The organism is Curtobacterium sp. AC273 (genome assembly GCF_979253735.1).
This window is the reverse complement of record NZ_CEEDDU010000005.1, coordinates 163,167-177,931: the sequence shown is the minus strand read 5'-3', so window position 1 is coordinate 177,931 and position 14,765 is coordinate 163,167. Positions and strand designations below refer to the sequence as shown.

The following is a 14,765-nucleotide window of genomic DNA, read 5'->3' as shown; positions in this document are numbered from 1 at the left end:
TAGCCGTAGCAACCCATGTCCTGTCAAGGAGCCGTGTGTCCCGTCCGCCGACGATCATCGACGTCGCCACCCGCGCCGGCGTCTCGAAGTCCCTGGTGTCGATGGTGATGCGCGACGACCCCGGGGTGTCGGACGCCCGCCGCGCCGCCGTCCTCGCCGCCGCGGCCGAGCTCGGCTACCGGCCGAACCGTGCCGCCGCGATCCTCGCCGGCACACGCACGCGGACGATCGGCGTGGTCGTCGACGACTTCCGGAACCCCTGGTACGTCCCGATGCTCGACGGCGTGCGCGAAGCCCTCGCCCCGCACGGCCTCCGCCTGACCCTGACCGACACCCTCGCCAACGCCCACCTCGGTTCGTCACCGTTCGACGACCTCGTGTCGCTCCGGGTCGACGGGGTCGTGCTCGCCGCCGAGGGCTTCACCGACCTCGTCGTCCCGGCCGACACCCCCGTGGTCGTCGCCGGCGAACGCGCCGAGGTGCCGGGCGGACTCGACGTGGTCGCCTCCGACGAAGCCGCCGGCGGCCGGCTGGCAGCGACACACCTCGTCGACCTGGGTCACCGCCGCATCGCCCACGTCACCGGCTCGGGAGGCCCGGCTGCCGTCCGCCGCGCCGCCACCGTCACGCGGCTGGCCGAGTCCGGCATCCCGGCCCTGGTGTACGGCGCCGGACCGACGTCCGAGCAGACCGGCTACGAGGGCACCCGGCGCGCGCTCGAGGACCACCCCGACCTGACCGCCGTGTTCGCCGCCAACGACGTCATGGCGATGGGGGCGATCGCCGCCGTGCGCGAGGCCGGGCTCCGCGTGCCCGAGGACGTCTCGGTGATCGGCAACGACGAGACCCCGTTGGCGTCGTCTCCCCTGCTGCGCCTGACGACGGTCGACCCGCACAACGACGAGGTCGGTCGGCTCGCAGCGGCCCGACTCGTCGAGCTCATCGGGGCACCGCACCGCCCCGCGCCGACGCGGACCCTCGTGCCGCCGTCGCTGGTCGTCCGCTCGACCACCGCTCCCCGCGCGCCTGAGCGCCCGGTCGTCGGTCAGCGCAGCCGGATCAGGCCCGCGTGCGTCGGTGTGAAGCCGCACGCGCCCTCGTAGAAGGGCACCAGGTCCTCGCCGTAGTCGACGAACAGCCATTCGCAGCCGGCTGAGCGGGACGCCTCGACCGCCAGCTGCACGACGGCGGTGCCGAGCCCCCGGCGCTGGTGGGTGGGGTGGGTCTTCGTGTCGATGAGGAAGGCGTGGTCCGCACCGTCCCACGCGACGTTGACGAACGCCACGAGTGCGCCGTCCAGGGTCCGACCCGCGACCCACCCGAGCGACCGGGGACGGACGCGATCCCACCATCCGGCCGCGGCGCTACCCCCGTGCGCCGCCGTGAGCGCCACGAGCTCGTGGTCCGCGATCTCGGTCCGCCAGGCCAGTGTCACGTCGTCGTGCTGCATGCCTCGTAGTCTGGACGAGTGGGTGCCGTTCGCGCAGTGTGCTTCGACCTGGACGGGACCCTGTTCGACCACGCGGGCGCCGCCCGAGCCGGCGCGACGCACTTCCTCGAGGGTCTGGGGTCGGCCGCGACGGAGTCGGCGCTCGACGCGTGGTCATCTGCCGAGGCCGAGCAGTTCGAGCGCTGGCGGTCCGGGCAGATCAGCTTCCAGGGGCAGCGCCGCGAGCGCCTCCGCGCCGTCCTGCCACGGCTCGGCGCGGATCTGCCTCGTGACGATGCCGCCCTGGACCGGTTGTTCGAGGGCTACCTGCGCTCGTACCGCGCGTCGTGGCGGCTGTTCCAGGGCAGTGCACCGTGCTGCGCGAGCTCCGGGCAGGCGGCTACCGGCTGGGTCTCCTCACCAACGGGACCGAGGAACAGCAGCGCGACAACCCGCGCGGACCGGGCTGGGGCAGCGCGCTCGACGCCGTCTGCGTCTCGGAGCGCATCGGCTTCCAGAAACCCTCGACGCGCGAGCGCTCCTGACGCTGGCGGACGAACTCGACGTGGACGCTGCTGACTGCCTCTTCGTCGGTGACGACGCCGACCGGGACATCGGCCGATGCCTGAGCCGCCGGCATGCGCGCAGTGCTGGTCGACCACTCGGCGGCGGGAGCGGCCGATCTGCGGACGGTGGTGCTGGCCGCCCTCCGCGACGACGAGGCGATCAGCTAGTCGGTCGGTTCCCGGTCGAGGTGCACCCATCGCCCTTCGAGACCACCTCGACCACGCCGTCGACGACCTGGATCGCGGTCTGCTCGTCGATCGCGTACGCCGGCACACCGAGGTCGGCGGCCTGATCGCCCGCGTTCTCGAGGGTGTTCTCGGGGAACGCGGCGAGGTGCGGGAAGATCGAGAAGTCGACGACGCCGAGCGTCCGGTCGTCGGCCGCGAGCGGCCACTCCACGAAGAACTCGCCGATGCGCGGGGCCATCACCATGCTCCCCGCGCTCACCCCCACCCACACTGTGTCACGCAGGGACGGCAGCAGGTCCGCGAGCCCGGAGGCGCGCATCCAGTGGCTGAGGTACGTCGCGTCGCCGCCGTCGACGAGCAGGACGTCGGCCTCCCGCACCCAGCTGACCCACCGCTCGACGCCGATCGTGGGCAGCGCGGTGAGCTCGAGGACGCCGAGCGACGCCCACCCGAGCCCCGAGAAGAACCGGGAGTCGTCTACCACCCGACACCGTGTCACGGACGGAGGCCGGTCCGCACATCGGGTGCCCCCACTGGGCGGTCGGGATGACCAGTGCGGGACTCTGGTCGACGGGCTTACCGAGGAGCCCGGACGAGCGCCGCATGGATGCTCGGGTTCGTGACACCACCGGATGTCAGCAAGAGCTTCACGTCGCCTCCTGGGTCTGCGGCACAGGTCGTCGCAGTCAGGATCCACTGTCGTCCGGCGCCGCGCAACGGTCCGTCGCGGGATCAGTCGGGGAGGGCGAGCGTCCCGAGGGACCAGAGGGCGACACCGTGCAGCCCGAGGTCCTCGGCGAGGGCGATGCGTGCCCGGTAGGAACGTGCGTCGGACCAGTGCAGTCGACGGCCGTCGTCCAGCGCGGCGGACCACTCCCCCGTTCCGCGACGACCACCGAGCGCGGTCCCCGGCGGCCGTGCGCGCCTGCGCCGGGGACACCTGCGCGTCGCCGGAGCCGCCCCACACGTAGCCGTAGCCGGCGATCCCGAGGTCGATCCGGTCAGCTGACACCCCCTCGGCCTCGGCAGCACGGACCACCCGCTTCGCCCAGGGCGGCGCCTGATCGTGCCCGGACCGCTCCAGGGACCGTGCTGGTCGGGTCATCAGCACGAAGCGGTCGACGTGGTCGGCGAGCGCGCCGAGGTCGTACCCGGTGTCGCGGTACCCGCCGGCGTTCGTCGAGGCCATCACGGCCATCAAGACCTCGGCGTCGTCACCGAGTTCGTCGTGCACGGCGGCCTCGAGCGTTGCAGCGAACGCCACGAGTCCGGCACGGTCACGGCTCCGGAGGACTCGAGGTCGATCTGCACCCCGGTCACGTGCCGCTCGGCGGCGAGCCCGGCCAGCTGCGCCGCCACGCGGTCACGGTTGCCCCGGTCGGACAGCAGCGCCGTCCCGATGCCGGGCGAGAAGTCACCGAGCGCTTCGGAGTAGTTGCTGACGAGCAGTTCGGACGTCGCGCCGCCCTTCGAGGCGGCGCGGGCGAGCGTGCCGACGCCGTCCGGCAGGTCGTCGAGCCGGGCACCGTCGTCGGCGACCGTGACACCGTCGATGCCGATCGTGGTGGCACCCGGAGCCGCGTCCGCGACCCGCTGCTCCGTACCCGGGCCGGGCTCCGCGTACGCCTCGACCGCGAGTCCGGTGGCACCGTCGTCGGACCCGCCGTGGGTGGCGCAGCCACCCAGCACCACCGTGAGCACGAGCGCTCCGGCGACCACGAGCCCTGTCCGCCGCATCACCCGGTCACCGTAGCGTGCGGTGGGAGGAGCCGCGCCTCCCGGCCGGGTCGGCCGCACTCGTCAGACGGACGCGCCCTCGAGCCGGTCGACGGCGACGGCGAGCTCCTCGAGTTCCCGGACGTCGCGCGCCTCGGCGAGCGCCCCTTCGAGGGCTGCGGCGTGGATCGGGGTGGCACGGTCGAGCAGTGCCTGGCCGGCGTGCGTGAGCTCCGTGCAGAGCCCCCGGCGGTCGTCAGCGCACAGGACGCGAGTGAGGAGGGCTCGTTCCTCGAGACGGTTCACCAGACGGGTGATCGCACTCGGGCTGAGGGCGGCCGCCCGGGCGAGCTGCTGCATCCGCATGTGGAAGCCGTCCTGGCGGCGGAGCGCATCGAGGACCGTGAACTCGACCACGGACAGGTCGACCTCGCGCAGCGCGCGCTCGAGGCGCGTCTCGATCAGCCCGTGCAGGGCGGCTGAGGGCGCGCCAGCCGTGGGCGCGGATCTGGTAGAGGTGTCGTCGACCGACATCGGACTCCTTCGGTTCTCGGGTGCGCGGGCAGGCGTTCGCCACGTGGTTGCTTGCGCGGATAGGCCTCGCGTGTGCAACTATCGATACCCCGCGTGTGCAACAACCAGCGCACGCGGGACAGCTGCACCGCACAACGGAAGGGACGACCCATGCCCGCGGGACTCATCGCCCTCGCACTCGGCGGCTTCGGCATCGGCTTGACCGAGTTCGTCATCACTGGACTGCTGCCCGAGGTCGCCGCCGCACTAGCTGGCGTGACCGAGACCACGGCGGGCTGGTCTCGCTGTCACCGGGTACGCCCTCGCCGTCATCGTCGGAGCGCTCGAGCCTCACCGCCGCCAACCACGCGACTCCCCCGCAAGCCCGTGCTGGTCGGCCTACTGGTGCTGTTCATCATCGGCAACACGCTCTCCGCACTCGCGCCGGTGTACGGCGTGATGATGCTCGGCCGGGTCATCGCCGCGCTAGTGCCACGGAGCGTTCTTCGGCATCGGCTCCGGTCGTCGCCTCGAACATGGTCGCGCGGGAGAAGCGTAGCCCGGCAGTCGCCCTCATGTTCACCGGCTCTGACGGCATCGAACGTCCTCGGCGTCCCCTTCGGCACCTTCCTCGGGCAGGCGCTCGGCTGGCGCGCGACGTTCTGGGCCATCGCGGTCATCGGTGTCGTCGCACTCGTCGGCGTCCTCGTGCTCGTGCCCGCGGTGCGAGTCGCCGAGACCCTCGCCACTCGCCTGGGAGCCCAGCGCCCTCCGGTCCGGGCAGGTCTGGCTCTCGCTCGGCATCACGGTGCTCGGCTACGGCGGCATGTTCGGCGCCTTCACCTACATCGCGTACACGCTGACCTCGGTGTCGGGCTTCGCCTCGAGTGCGGTGCCGTGGCTCCTCGTCGCGCTCGGCGTCGGGCTGTTCGTCGGGAACTTCGCCGGCGGGAAGCTCGCCTCGCGGTCGATCGACGGCATCGCTCCTCGTGGTGCTCGTCGTCCTCACGGTCGTGCTCGCGCTGTTCGCCATCGTCGCGACCTCGCCCGTGCTGACCGTCATCGCCCTCGTGCTCATGGGCGCGTTCGGGCTCGCCACGGTGCCAGCACTAGCAGACGCGCGTGATGCAGTACGCCGACCACGCGCCGACCCTGGCGAGCGGGGCGAACATCGCGGCGTTCAACCTCGGCAACGCGCTGCGGGGCGTGGATCGGCGGCCTTCACCATCGCCGCCGGGCTCGGGTACACGCCGCCGATCTGGGTGCAGGTGCCGGGATCACGCTGGCGGCCGTGGTGCTCACCGGGATCAAGGCGGGGGCGGCGCGGCGGTCACGGGCGGCTCGGCCGGTCGGGGCGGGTACGGGGAGCGGCGCTCGCCACGGTCTGACCGTCGGTGGAACGACGAAAACCCGGTCCGCGTGGACCGGGGTTTCGCGCCGCGCCTCTCTGGCGCGCTGCCAGTTCTTGGCTTGTGCGGAGACGGAGGGATTTGAACCCTCGGTCCCCTCAAAGGGACTCCACCTTAGCAGGGTGGTGCACTCGGCCGGACTATGCGACGTCTCCATGCACTCTCGCGAGTGCTCACACCACCATACAGGAGGACGAGACCGGTCTCGACCCGGCTCCGGTCGGCCGCGTCACCACCGGTCCCCCGAAGTGGGGACGTGCGGGGTTGTCGGCACGTACCCCGGTCAATAGCATCGTCGGGACGCGGCGATCACATTCCCCGGGGCTCGCGCCTCCGTAGTCGCGACACAGCACCGACGTCGTTCCCTGCAGCTGACGCGCGACGCGCCCGATCGTGCGGCGCCCGGCCGGGAACGGCCAGGGCGCGGTCCACCACCGCGCCCCTCGTTCTCGGCCGCCTCCGGGCACACCGGCCGACCCACGCCGGCGCTGCCCGCGAAGCGACAGTTGCACGCGGATGTTCGGCGTCCGGCGTCGCTTTCGCGACAGGGACCACGGGGCGCGGCACCCGCAACCCCGCGGCGAGCGCCCAGGCGGCCGCCCGGAACCGATCGGGCAGGGCGATGAGCGCCGTGGCGAGCTCCACGAGGGCATCGGCGCAGTCCCCGAGCGCCTCGGCCTCGGCCGCGCGGGCCGCACGCTCGACGATCCAGGCGATCGCGCCGCGCAACGACGGCGTCGATCCCGTTCGCCAGCGCGACGTCGTCCTTGTAGAAGGCGTCGAGCACGGCGCGCTGGGACAGCAACCAGTCGGCACTGACGGCGGCGCCGTGCCGGCGGAGCCACCACGAGCCGACCTCGACGAAGGCCCCACCCTCGGTCGAGCACTCCCGCAACCACCCCGCGTCGAACCGGTCCCTGGTGCAGTCCGACCCGACGGAGGGGCTGTGAACATCGTCCGGGCGATCCGGATCCGCTCGGTCATGTGCTCGACCGTCCAACCCGTGATGACGACGCCGACGTAGCGCTGCACGGTCACGAGGCGGAGCGTCTCGAGCGGCACGAGTGCTTCTCGCACGGGAGTTCGCGAGACGCCCATGCCGCCGGCGATGTCGTCGAGCCGGATGCGCTGCCCCCGTCGGTAGACCCCGCGGAGCACGTGGTCGAGCAAGCGCGCGAAGACGGCGTCGCGCAGCAGGCTGCGGCGGATGCCGTTCGGGCCGTCCCCGCCGCGCCCTGGACGGTTCGTCGATCGATCCATCTCGCCAGGATCACGCACGGTCCACGCCGCCGGGTTCGGTCGGGGTCGGATCGTGGACCGTGCGGACTGTCGTCGTGGTGTGGAGGAGCGCCATGCGATGACGGTGGCAGCTCCGGATCACGCCCGCTAAACACTCCGTATACGGAATACTACTTCCGCGCCGAGTCGGACTCCCCCGTCAACACCGACAGCGGTTGCGTGATGTCCTCGAGTCCCTTCCGGGCGGAGTCCACCCCGAAGATCAACGCCACGACCCCGCCGGCGATCATCACCGCCGAGCCCAGCAAGTACCCCCAGAAGAAGTGGTTCACGGGACGACCCTGTCCTCGATGAACGCCCCGTAGATCGCCGGCGCGACCGCACCGAAGATCTGCGCGAGGGCGAAGAAGTACGAGATGGCCTGCGACCGCAGCTCGAGCGGGAAGATCTCGCTGACGGTGAGGTACGCGCTCGACGCTCCCGCCGAGGCGAAGAAGAACGAGACGCACCAGAAGGCGACCTGCACGGTGGCGCTGATGGCGTCTGCGCGGAACAGGAACGCCGACGCCGCCAGGACGAGCCCGGACACCAGGTACGTCAGGAAGATCATCTGGCGACGACCCCACGTGTCGAAGAACCGCCCGAGGATGATCGGTCCGAGCAGGTTGCCGACCGCGAAGGGGAAGAAGTAGATCGACGTCTGCGCGGTCTTCAGGCCGAAGAAGTTCGTGAGCACGAGCGCGTAGGTGAAGAAGATCGCGTTGTAGAGGAAGGCCTGCGTGATCATCATCGTGGCGCCGACCAGGGTGCGGGTCGGGTACTGCCTGAGGAGCACCTTCGCGATCGTCAGGAACCCGACGCGGTCCATCGGCGTGACCGTCAACGCCTTCGACTGGTCCACGTCCGGCAGGCGGTGCCCGGTCGACTTCTCGACGGACTCCTCGATCTGCGTCACGGTCGCGCCGGCCTCCTCCTCGCGCCCGTGGGTCATCAGCCACCGCGGACTCTCGGGGATGTGGCGTCGCAGGAAGATGATCGCGATGCCGAGCACCGGGCCGAGGAAGAAGCCGATGCGCCAGCCGATGTTCTCGGCGAAGTACGCGGTGTCGAGCAGGTAGATGTTCGCGAAGGCATCGAGCGCGGCACCACCCCAGTACGTGCCGTTGATCGCGATGTCGACGTGGCCGCGGTACTTCGAGGATGAGCTCGTCGATCGCGGAGTTGATCGCCGCGTACTCACCACCGATGCCGAGGCCGGCGACGAACCGGAACGCCGCGAGGAACCAGAAGTCCTGCGCCAGTCCCGCGATGCCGGAGCCGATCAGGTAGATCGCCAGCGTGAGGATGAAGAGCTTCCCGTCGTCCCAACCGGTCGGACATGCGCCCGAACACCAGTGCGCCGACGACCTGGCCGACCAGGTAGATGGTCCCGAGGGACGTCACCTGCTGCGTCGACAGGTTCAGGTCGGCTTGGAACCCGGCGTTGGAGACGATCTGGATCTCCAGACCGTCGAGGATCCAGGAGACCCCGAGTCCGACGACGACACTCCAGTGAAACCGGGTCCACGGCAGTCTGCCATCCTGGCGGGGACCAGGCTCTTGATCGCCCCGTTCGTGCTGCTCACGAAAGGGGACCGTACGCCGAGATCCCCACGCTGGTTCACATTCGGTACGAACGATCCGGCGCGGAGCCGAATCCCCCTATCAAACCCGGCTCCGGACGCCGGAAACCACAATCATTGCAACTGCTATGTAAACCCACAAGCGGGCCGGGCAGCGCCGGCCGGCCCGGAGGCGCGGGGCGGACCCGCCACGCGCCTCCAGGCCAGCACCTGGTCGCGTCCACGGCACGGGCGTAACGTCGGACGGGTGACCCGACCCTCCATCCGAACGGTCGGCGAGCTCCGCACCTCTGGTCACGTCCAGAAGACGGTCCGCGCCGAGATCCGCGACAACCTGCTCAGTGCCCTCCGCGAGGGCCGCGACCCGTGGCCCGGCCTCCACGGTTTCGCCACCACCGTCGTCCCCCAGCTGGAACGAGCCCTCATCGCCGGCCACGACGTCGTCCTGCTCGGTGAACGCGGGCAGGGCAAGACCCGTCTGCTCCGCACCCTGCAGGGCCTGCTCGACGAGTGGACGCCCGTCATCGCCGGGGGGGGGGGGGGGTCCGAGCTCGGCGAGCACCCCTTCGAACCGATCACCACCGCAGCATCCGTCGCGCCGAGGACCTCGGGGACGCGATGCCCGTCGAGTGGCGGCACCGCGACGACCGCTACGTCGAGAAGCTCGCGACGCCGGACACGAGCGTGGCGGACCTGATCGGCGACGTCGACCCGATGAAGGTCGCCGAGGGCCGCAGCCTGGGTGACCCGGAGACGATCCACTTCGGACTCGTCCCCCGCGGCCACCGTGGCATCGTCGCGATCAACGAGCTCCCCGACCTCGCCGAGCGCATCCAGGTCGCGATGCTCAACGTGATGGAGGAGCGCGACGTCCAGATCCGCGGGTACGTCCTGCGCCTGCCGCTCGACGTGCTCGTCGTCGCCAGCGCCAACCCGGAGGACTACACGAACCGCGGCCGGATCATCACGCCGCTGAAGGACCGCTTCGGTGCCGAGATCCGCACCCACTACCCGATCGAACTCGAGGACGAGATCGCCGTCATCCGGCAGGAGGCCCAGCTGACCGCCGACGTGCCGGACGCCCTCATCGAGATCCTCGCCCGGTTCACCCGGGCGCTCCGCGCGTCGAGCGCGGTCGACCAGCGCAGCGGCGTCAGCGCCCGCTTCTCGATCGCCGGCGCCGAGACGGTCTCCGCGGCCGCCGTGCACCGTGCGGCCCGACAGGGCGAGGACCACGCGGTCGCGCGTCCGATCGACCTCGAGACGGCGGTCGACGTGCTCGGCGGCAAGATCGAGTTCGAGAACGGCGAAGAGGACCGCGCCGACGAGGTCCTCGAGCACCTGCTCCGGACGGCCACGGCGGAGACCGTGCGCTCCCGGTTCACGGGACTCGACTTCGCCGTCCTCGTCGAGGCGCTCGACGGCGGCACGATGGTGACCACGGGCGAGCAGGTCAGCGCCCGTGCGTTCCTCGAGGGGCTGCCGTCGATCGGCGAGTCCGACCTGTACGACCAGGTGTGCGATCGACTCGGCGCCACGAACGACGGCGAGCGGGCTGGTGCGATCGAGCTCGCGCTCGAGGGGCTCTACCTGGCGCGCCGCATCAGCAAGGAGTCCGGCGGGGGCGAAGCCGTCTATGGCTAGGCAGAACCGGCGCCTGTCCCGCGACGCCCGGTACGGAAAGTACGAGGACGGCCCGGATCCGTTGGCTCCCCGGTCGACCTCGCCGAGGCGCTCGACGCCATCGGCGAGGACGTCATGGGCGGGACCTCGCCCGAGCGCGCGATCCGCGAGTTCCTCCGGCGCGGCGGTCGGGACCAGCGCGGGCTGGACGACCTGGCTCGTCGCGTGGCCGAACGACGCCGTGAGCTGACGAGCAAGAACAACCTCGACGGCACGCTGCAGCAGGTCAAGCAGCTGCTCGACGAGGCCGTGCTCGCCGAACGCGGCCAGCTCGCCCGCGACACGGACATCGACGACGGCGACCGCGCCCTCGCCGAGATGCAGCTCGACAGCCTCTCCCCCTCGCCCGCGTCCGCCGTGCAGGAGCTCAGCGGTTACGACTGGAAGAGCCCGACCGCGCGGCAGAAGTACGAGGAGATCAAGGACCTGCTCGGCCGCGAGATGCTCGACCAGCGCTTCGCCGGCATGAAGCAGGCGCTCGAGGGTGCGACGGACCAGGACCGGCAGGCCGTGGCCGACATGATGCGCGACCTGAACGCCCTGCTCGAGTCGCACGCTCGTGGCGAGGACACCCCCGAGCAGTTCGACGAGTTCATGGCCGAGCACGGGCAGTACTTCCCGTCGAACCCGCAGAACGTCGAGGAACTCCTCGACGACCTCGCCGAACAGGCCGCCGCCGCCCAGCGGATGCGGAACTCGATGACCCAGGAGCAGCGGGACGAACTCGACGCACTCGCCGAACAGGCCTTCGGGTCACCGGACCTGATGGGCCAGCTCGCGCAGCTCGACGGGAACCTCCGGTCGCTCCGCCCCGGTGCGGACTGGGGCGGCTCCGAACGGATGGACGGCGAACAGGGGCTCGGACTCGGCGACGGCACCGGGGTGTTCCAGGACATCGCCGACCTCGACGCCCTGGCCGACCAGATCGCACAGTCCGGACCGGGATCCGATCTCGACGACCTCGACCTGGACGCCCTCGCCCGGCAGCTCGGCAACGAGGCCGCGGTCGACGCGAAGACCCTGCAGCAGCTCGAGAAGGCCCTGCGGAACTCCGGGGCGATGCGGCGCGGTGCGGACGGGCAGCTCCGGCTCACCCCGAAGGCGATGCGGCAGCTCGGCAAGAGCCTGCTCCGCGACGTCGCCGAGCGGATGTCCGGCAGGCAGGGCGCTCGCGACCTCCGCCGGTCCGGTGCGGCCGGGGAGCCGTCGGGGTCGACCCGGCAGTGGCAGTACGGCGACACCGAGCCGTGGGACGTCACCCGCTCGATCACGAACGCGCTGACGCGGACCGCGGCGTCCGGTCGGATCGGCCCGGGTGTCCGGCTCGAGATCGACGACGTCGAGGTGCAGGAGACCGAGGCGCGGACCCAGGCGTGCGTGGCGCTCCTCGTCGACACGTCGTTCTCGATGGCGATGGAGGACCGGTGGGTGCCGATGAAGCGCACCGCCCTGGCGCTCCACACGCTCGTGTCGACGCGGTTCCGCGGTGACGACCTGCAGCTCATCGCCTTCGGCCGCGAGGCCGAGGTGATGGACATCGAACAGCTCGTCGGACTCGACGCGATGTGGGACAAGGGCACGAACCTGCACCACGCGCTGCTGCTCGCCAACCGCCACTTCCGGAAGCACCCGACGGCGCAGCCCGTGCTCCTCATCGTCACCGACGGTGAGCCGACGTCCCACCTCGAGCCGAACGGGCAGGTCTGGTTCGGCTACCCGCCGGACCCGATCACGATCGCATTGTCCGTCCGGGAGCTCGAGAACGCCGGACGCCTCGGCGCGCAGACGACCTTCTTCCGGCTCGGCGACGACCCCGGGTTGGCCCGCTTCATCGACTCGATGGCGAAGCGGGTGGACGGCACGGTGGTCGCACCGGAGAACGACGACCTCGGGGTCGCCGTCGTCGGCTCGTACCTGGGTGCACGGCGCGGCAGCCTGTTCGGTGACGACTGGGCGGTCTGACGCGGGAACGGCGGACGGGAGGCGCGGTGCCAGCCGGCACCGCGCCTCCCGTCCGTCATCCAGCTGGGTCTGTTGCTCCTGCCGCGACCGTCGTATGCTGACGCCACAGCTGCCCGAGACCCCGGCCGCCGTCACCGATCCACGCGCACCGACCTCGTCGGCGCGTCGGAGCCGACCGGCCGAGTGCACCTGATCCGTCCTCGGCCGGTCGACCCCCTGCGGGGGTCCCGGAGGGCAACGGCGCACTCCGACCGGATCACCGCGGGTTCCGCGTCCCTGCAGCCGGGGCGCGGTACGGGTCGGCGGGCTCGGACCCGACGGTGCCTGCCGACCCGATCTCGGTTCGACGGGCACCTGCACGACGGCCTGCTAGAAGAGCGGCCAGGGCACGGCCGGCCCGTTCCCCGGCGGCGGCGGGAAGACCCCGACGGCCCGCAGTGCGGCGCAGCGCGCCGGAGGGTGTCCACCTCGGCGACGGTCAGGTGTTCGTCGAGGGCTGCGCCGAGGTCGCCGTGCAGCGCCTCGGTGACGCGGTCGATGCCCTCGAGCTCGTCGGCGTCGAGGGGTTCCCCGATCCACCCCCAGAGCACCGTGCGGAGCTTGTGCTCGACGTGGAAGGCCAGCCCGTGATCGACGCCGAAGCGATGGCCGTCCGGCATCGCGAGCACGTGGCCCCCCTTGCGGTCGGCGTTGTTCACGACGACGTCGAACACGGCCATCCGGCGGAGCGCGGTCGTGTCCTCGTGCACGAGGGTGACGGGGCGGTCCTGCTCGTCGATGGCCTCGAGCACCGGGAGCCACGGGGTGCCGTCGGCTTCGGCGTCCTCGGTGGGGACCAGGTCGACGGCGTCCTGCTCGGGGTCGATGTCCTGCCAGCGCTGGACCATGCCGCGCCCGAACGGCCCGTCGCCCATCCACGTGGGCGGGACGACGCCCCAGCCGAACGCCTCGGACACCAGGTACGCGGCGACCTCGCGGCCGGCGAGGGTGCCGTCGGGGAAGTCCCACAGCGGTCGCTCGCCCTCGATCGGCTTGTACACGACCGATTCGCCGTCGAGGTCGGCGAGGAACGTGGCGTTCGAGGCTTCTCGGATGCGCGCCCGGATGGACAGCGATCCGTCGCTCATGCGTCCCCGGGTGGACGGCCGGCGGCGACGATCTGCCGCGTGCGCTCGACGAACGCACGCGCCGTGCCGACCGGGATCTTCACCTGGAACAGCTCGGCGGGCTCGGGGATCTCGACCACGGCCTCGATCTCCTCACCGTCGTCGTCGGTCTCGGTGACGATCTCGATCTCGTCGTCGATCGGGTACGCCTCGATCACGACCTGCGCGGTCGCGGGGTCGAAGCCGAGGCTGAGGGCGCCGGCGCGGAACTCGGGCTCGACCGGCTGGTCGAGCGGAGCACCGTCGCGGAGTTCGGTCGGAGCGGACGGCGGGACGCTGAAGCGGTTGTCCTCGACCGTGGCGACCTCGTCGAGGAGCTCGTCGATCTTGTCCGCGAGGACGGACGACTGCTCCTTCTCGAGCGCCACGCTCGTGACGCGGCGGCCGTCACGGGCCTGGATGTAGAAGGAGCGCTCGCCCGGAAGGCCGACGGTCCCGACGACGAGACGGTCCGGCCAGTCGAAGCCGTGCACGATGGTGGGCATACCCCGCATTGTAGGAGCGCCCGGCGACACTCGTTCAGGGTCTGGCAGGGCCTGGCTCTGCGGGTGCGTCGTCGTGGCCCGCTCCGCCCCCGACCGCGGCGTCACCGGTCGGTGCCGGGGCGGCGGCCAGCCAGGCGAGGTCGCCCGATTCGGTGTTCGACGCGACGACCTCGGGACGGTGCTCGCCGTAGCGCACGATGGACACCGAGGCGGGGCCGACGGCGATGCGCTGGAACAGGTCGAGGTGCATGCCGAGCGCGTCGGCGAGGACGGACTTGATGACGTCACCGTGGCTCACGGCGACCCAGACGGCACCGGGGCCGTGCGCCGCCTCGACCTCGGCGTCGATGCGGCGGATCGCGGCGACCGCGCGGGACTGCATGCCCTGCATCGACTCACCGCCCGGGAAGACGACGGCACTCGGGTTCGCCTGGACCGTGCGCCAGAGCGGCTCCTTCGCCAGGTCGGCGAGCTTGCGGCCCTGCCAGTCGCCGAAGTCGCACTCGGTGATCGCCCGTTCGATCCGCGTCTCCGGGGAACCGGCCTGTCGTTCGAGCAGTGCCCGGGACGTCTGCCGGCACCGCTCGAGCGGACTCGACACCACCGCGGCCAGCGGCACGGCGGCGATCCGGTCCGCGGTGCGCGCGGCCTGTTGCCGGCCGACGGCGTCGAGCGCCACCCCGGCCGTCCGGCCGGCGAGCACCCCGGTCGCGTTCGCGGTGGTGCGTCCGTGCCGGACGAGGAGGACGGTCGCCATGTGCCCGATCCTAGGCGCACCCTTGACGT

The 14,765-nt window shown here is 71.5% G+C and carries 13 protein-coding genes, 1 tRNA gene and 4 pseudogenes; 6 read left to right on the top strand and 12 right to left on the bottom strand.

The genetic code is table 11. The annotated features are described in order from the left end of the window. Positions 1-35: 35 nt before the first annotated feature. Complete coding sequence (locus tag ACZ8AI_RS07975; RefSeq protein WP_464857843.1) at positions 36-1,103, top strand: LacI family DNA-binding transcriptional regulator; 1,068 nt, start codon at positions 36-38, stop codon at positions 1,101-1,103. Here the strand turns inward: ACZ8AI_RS07975 and ACZ8AI_RS07970 are convergent. Next, positions 1,046-1,450, bottom strand: a complete 405-nt coding sequence (locus ACZ8AI_RS07970; RefSeq protein ID WP_464857842.1) for a GNAT family N-acetyltransferase — start codon at positions 1,448-1,450, stop codon at positions 1,046-1,048. The genes ACZ8AI_RS07975 and ACZ8AI_RS07970 overlap by 58 nt on opposite strands. A gap of 353 nt (positions 1,451-1,803) precedes the next feature. On the opposite strand from ACZ8AI_RS07970, the gene ACZ8AI_RS07965 reads away from it, so the two are divergent. Continuing rightward, positions 1,804-1,974, top strand: coding sequence for an HAD family hydrolase (locus tag ACZ8AI_RS07965; protein WP_464857840.1), 171 nt, complete (start codon positions 1,804-1,806; stop codon positions 1,972-1,974). A 181-nt stretch (positions 1,975-2,155) separates the two neighbouring features. On the opposite strand, the gene ACZ8AI_RS07960 is transcribed toward ACZ8AI_RS07965, so the two are convergent. The 3 genes and pseudogenes from ACZ8AI_RS07960 to ACZ8AI_RS07950 all read right to left on the bottom strand — a co-directional run bounded on the left by ACZ8AI_RS07960 (position 2,156) and on the right by ACZ8AI_RS07950 (position 4,408). Continuing rightward, positions 2,156-2,668 carry a Type 1 glutamine amidotransferase-like domain-containing protein gene (locus tag ACZ8AI_RS07960; protein WP_464857838.1) on the bottom strand — a complete coding sequence of 171 codons (513 nt, stop codon included), beginning with the start codon at positions 2,666-2,668 and terminating at the stop codon, positions 2,156-2,158. Between the two features lie 713 nt (positions 2,669-3,381). Next, positions 3,382-3,924, bottom strand: coding sequence for a glycoside hydrolase family 18 protein (locus ACZ8AI_RS07955; RefSeq protein WP_464857836.1), 543 nt, complete (start codon positions 3,922-3,924; stop codon positions 3,382-3,384). 60 nt (positions 3,925-3,984) lie between these two features. Next, positions 3,985-4,408: pseudogene (locus tag ACZ8AI_RS07950) on the bottom strand (MarR family winged helix-turn-helix transcriptional regulator). Positions 4,409-4,584: 176 nt separating this feature from the next. Here ACZ8AI_RS07950 and ACZ8AI_RS07945 point away from each other — a divergent pair. Together ACZ8AI_RS07945 and ACZ8AI_RS07940 are read left to right on the top strand one after the other, a co-directional pair. Next, positions 4,585-5,469 carry an MFS transporter gene (locus tag ACZ8AI_RS07945; protein ID WP_464857834.1) on the top strand — a complete coding sequence of 295 codons (885 nt, stop codon included), beginning with the start codon at positions 4,585-4,587 and terminating at the stop codon, positions 5,467-5,469. After that, positions 5,427-5,801 carry a hypothetical protein gene (locus ACZ8AI_RS07940; RefSeq protein WP_464857832.1) on the top strand — a complete coding sequence of 125 codons (375 nt, stop codon included), beginning with the start codon at positions 5,427-5,429 and terminating at the stop codon, positions 5,799-5,801. The genes ACZ8AI_RS07945 and ACZ8AI_RS07940 overlap by 43 nt, the downstream gene beginning before the upstream one ends. 87 nt (positions 5,802-5,888) lie before the next feature. Here the strand turns inward: ACZ8AI_RS07940 and ACZ8AI_RS07935 are convergent. From ACZ8AI_RS07935 to ACZ8AI_RS07915, 5 genes are all read right to left on the bottom strand, one after another. Continuing rightward, positions 5,889-5,977 (bottom strand) — tRNA-Ser (locus tag ACZ8AI_RS07935). A gap of 154 nt (positions 5,978-6,131) precedes the next feature. Beyond that, entirely contained in the window at positions 6,132-7,082 is a 951-nt protein-coding gene (locus ACZ8AI_RS07930; RefSeq protein ID WP_464857830.1) for a GntR family transcriptional regulator, read from the bottom strand. A gap of 149 nt (positions 7,083-7,231) precedes the next feature. Beyond that, on the bottom strand, positions 7,232-7,393 hold the full coding sequence (locus tag ACZ8AI_RS07925) for a hypothetical protein (RefSeq protein WP_464857828.1): 162 nt from the start codon (positions 7,391-7,393) through the stop codon (positions 7,232-7,234). Beyond that, positions 7,390-8,301 (bottom strand): MFS transporter, encoded by a 912-nt coding sequence (locus ACZ8AI_RS07920; protein ID WP_464857826.1) that lies wholly within the window; start codon positions 8,299-8,301, stop codon positions 7,390-7,392. Before ACZ8AI_RS07920 ends, ACZ8AI_RS07925 begins: the two co-directional genes overlap by 4 nt. After that, complete coding sequence (locus ACZ8AI_RS07915; RefSeq protein WP_464857824.1) at positions 8,298-8,504, bottom strand: hypothetical protein; 207 nt, start codon at positions 8,502-8,504, stop codon at positions 8,298-8,300. The genes ACZ8AI_RS07920 and ACZ8AI_RS07915 overlap by 4 nt, the downstream gene beginning before the upstream one ends. A 426-nt stretch (positions 8,505-8,930) precedes the next feature. Between ACZ8AI_RS07915 and ACZ8AI_RS07910 the strand changes: the two are divergent. Both ACZ8AI_RS07910 and ACZ8AI_RS07905 read left to right on the top strand, forming a co-directional pair. Next, positions 8,931-10,327 (top strand): annotated as a pseudogene (locus tag ACZ8AI_RS07910) (MoxR family ATPase). Further along, positions 10,320-12,328, top strand: a pseudogene (locus tag ACZ8AI_RS07905) (vWA domain-containing protein). Before ACZ8AI_RS07910 ends, ACZ8AI_RS07905 begins: the two co-directional pseudogenes overlap by 8 nt. A 369-nt stretch (positions 12,329-12,697) precedes the next feature. Here ACZ8AI_RS07905 and ACZ8AI_RS07900 read toward each other — a convergent pair. The 3 genes and pseudogenes from ACZ8AI_RS07900 to ACZ8AI_RS07890 all read right to left on the bottom strand — a co-directional run bounded on the left by ACZ8AI_RS07900 (position 12,698) and on the right by ACZ8AI_RS07890 (position 14,736). Continuing rightward, positions 12,698-13,455, bottom strand: a pseudogene (locus ACZ8AI_RS07900) (SCO1664 family protein). Beyond that, on the bottom strand, positions 13,452-13,979 hold the full coding sequence (locus ACZ8AI_RS07895; RefSeq protein ID WP_071290829.1) for a DUF3090 domain-containing protein: 528 nt from the start codon (positions 13,977-13,979) through the stop codon (positions 13,452-13,454). The pseudogene ACZ8AI_RS07900 and the gene ACZ8AI_RS07895 overlap by 4 nt, the downstream one beginning before the upstream one ends. A gap of 34 nt (positions 13,980-14,013) precedes the next feature. After that, positions 14,014-14,736 (bottom strand): histidine phosphatase family protein, encoded by a 723-nt coding sequence (locus ACZ8AI_RS07890; protein ID WP_464857821.1) that lies wholly within the window; start codon positions 14,734-14,736, stop codon positions 14,014-14,016. Between the last annotated feature and the right edge of the window lie 29 nt (positions 14,737-14,765).

Excerpts from the sequence above, each read along its gene's own strand:
- ACZ8AI_RS07945 (WP_464857834.1), top strand. The coding sequence starts at position 4,585 with ATGCCCGCGGGACTCATCGCCCTCGCACTCGGCGGCTTCGGCATCGGC.
- ACZ8AI_RS07930 (WP_464857830.1), bottom strand. The coding sequence starts at position 7,082 with ATGGATCGATCGACGAACCGTCCAGGGCGCGGCGGGGACGGCCCGAAC.
- ACZ8AI_RS07890 (WP_464857821.1), bottom strand. The coding sequence starts at position 14,736 with ATGGCGACCGTCCTCCTCGTCCGGCACGGACGCACCACCGCGAACGCG.
- ACZ8AI_RS07895 (WP_071290829.1), bottom strand. The coding sequence starts at position 13,979 with ATGCCCACCATCGTGCACGGCTTCGACTGGCCGGACCGTCTCGTCGTC.
- ACZ8AI_RS07970 (WP_464857842.1), bottom strand. The coding sequence starts at position 1,450 with ATGCAGCACGACGACGTGACACTGGCCTGGCGGACCGAGATCGCGGAC.